The 2,312-nt window shown below is 43.8% G+C and carries 3 protein-coding genes; all 3 read left to right on the top strand.

All coding sequences use genetic code 11. From position 1 onward, the window contains the following. The coding region (locus OEL57_RS16215) for a hypothetical protein (protein WP_300741916.1) at nt 1-424 on the top strand (424 nt) is incomplete at its 5' end. Between the two features lie 99 nt (nt 425-523). Further along, nucleotides 524-1,273 carry a hypothetical protein gene (locus OEL57_RS16210; protein WP_300741914.1) on the top strand — a complete coding sequence of 250 codons (750 nt, stop codon included), beginning with the start codon at nt 524-526 and terminating at the stop codon, nt 1,271-1,273. Between the two features lie 580 nt (nt 1,274-1,853). After that, nucleotides 1,854-2,312 (top strand): tyrosine-type recombinase/integrase (locus OEL57_RS16205; RefSeq protein WP_300741913.1); only part of this gene is annotated, 459 nt, incomplete at its 3' end.

Below are 2,312 nucleotides of genomic sequence, written 5' to 3'. Positions count from 1 at the left end.
CAACGAGACAGTACATCAGCTGGTTATGACAGCCCGGAATGAGGAAATATTTCGTAGTGTCGTTGGAAGAATAGGTTCTCCACAATTTGTAAACGCACTTATGGCTGCTTATGCAACCGGTAATTTATCGCTTTTTGAGCTTCGGGTTGCCTCGTTTTACCTTGAAGTAAAAGATGGAAAACTAACCGTGGTCTTGGGTTTCGGTACACACTTGTTTTTTGTGACTTCCATCCTTTTAGTGATTTTCATGGGTGTACCAATTTCTTTCTTGTTACTAAAAGCATCGTCAGCAAGCCAGTATGTGACAAGCCTTTTATTTATTGGCTTTTACTTCCTTTTTTCATGGTTCGTTGGAAAGGATATTCGACCTATATTAATTGCCAAGAGAGTTAGCAAAAAATTGCAATATGGAACGTTACCCTGAACAAATAGCTTCAAGTATTGAAGGCCTCCGCAATTCTGGTTGGAAGGCAACTCTTTCGTCCAGTAAGTTTGAAGGCTATTCGAGCATGTGGCAATCCTTATGGTTAAAATTGACTCATTGCTGGTCTCCTTCTACAACGATGAGATCATTATAACAGGAGAGATTGTGAGCACGCAAAAAGAACTACACGAGTTTTTGAGACAAAATAAAGATGCGTGGGAATTAGCATGGAAATCAAATGAAGACTATCTATTGGCCAGATTTGGAATGCTCAATGGCTTGTGGTCAAGCTTTGAAATGGCTACTCAGTCAGTAGAAAAGCTATTAAAAGCATATCTGCTGTTTAAAGATCCAGCTATTAATACAGCTGATGACGCATTTAAAGCCGTTAGAGACAAATCAAAGGCTTTGGGGCGAAATCGAGAAGCTGGGCATAATGTGGGAGCCGCCCTTAAGCTTGCGGTTGATCTTGGTCTCTCTTGCTCGGCACAACTTTCACCGAGATTAAATCGAATAAACGCTTATTATGAAAGACGTTATCCCAACAATGGGGGTCCCGATACACTTTCAAGTTCAGAACATCATGATGTTGATGAAGCAATATTTGAAATATGGGACGCATTCAAAAATGTCAATGCTGAATATTACTTAACTAGTGGCATCATGACACCCATATATTCTGCACATGTTGATGAGCATAGCGGTAGGCAGAACCAACTAACGAAACAGTCATTCGCCATAATTGTTACAAACAATAAGTCTTATGAATCCAGAAGAGACGAAATTAGCAATGGCATAAGCTTGCTTCTAAGTGACTGGTACGGCCCAGGAAAAGAACTTAGACCTTGATTAATGTCCAACTGCGCCAAGACCGCCCCACCCTCAAGGAGGCCGGTCGCACTTATGGCGCTGGTAAAGTGATTGCGATTGCAACACGGAGGGTATTGGCGTTTAAGCCAAGTGCCGTGTTAAGAGATGGCGTGAATACTGAACTTGCCAAGACCAAATAGATGCCGTTAGACTCCTGAATGTGACTCCTGTTTTGGGATTCACTCCACGCTCTTTGTAAATAAGCTAAATTATTGACTGTATTTGCTGTACATCTGTTGGGTATACTGAGCGGTACAATATCCGGTATACTGGAACCGTAGAGTTCTGTGTCGGACGCGAAATTGCTCAACAGACTCAATAATTTATAAGGTGCTTGTGGTGGTGAGATTGTGCGTCTTCCCCTCCGACCGCCTCCACCAATTAACCGTTCGCCATAGTGCGGATACGTTCAAAAGCCTCTGATAAATCAGGGGCTTTTGCTTTTGTGTTGTGCGTTGTTGTTCGCTTTGATATGCTTGAATCCGAAGTTTTTGGGGGTGTTTTCTCTGTAAAACCACCCCAAAAAAATTCAGACACCCCCAAAACGGAGGTAAGGCCAATGCCAAAGCGGGTTTTGCCATTATCGGATCTGAAGATAAGTAAGTCCAAACCACAAGAAAAAGAGTACCGGTTGTTTGATGGTGGCGGTCTGTATCTGGCTGTCACCCCTTCAGGAGGTAAACTCTGGCGGATCAAGTACCGGTTTGAAGGAAAGGCCAAAGAGTTACATCTCGGGGCTTATCCGGTTATCACCCTGTCCGATGCCAGACAGAAGCTGCTGGATGCCAAGCGTACCATTGCAGGCGGAGTTGATCCTGGTGCTGTGAAGAAGGCTCAAAAGCAAACCCGGCTTGAAAAGGCTGCTAACAGTTTTGAAGTGATAGCCCGTGAATGGCATGGGCGGTTTATTGATCAATGGACAGAGGGCCATGCGGTAACGATCATGAGCCGCCTGAATCGTGACGTATTCCCGTATATTGGTAGCGAACCGATTGAAGATATTAAGGCTCCTGTGGCT

Origin of the sequence: Trichlorobacter sp. (assembly GCF_030247655.1) — a bacterium.
Taxonomy (GTDB): Bacteria; Desulfobacterota; Desulfuromonadia; order Geobacterales; family Pseudopelobacteraceae; genus Trichlorobacter.
This window is presented reverse-complemented; position numbering and strand designations above follow the sequence as displayed.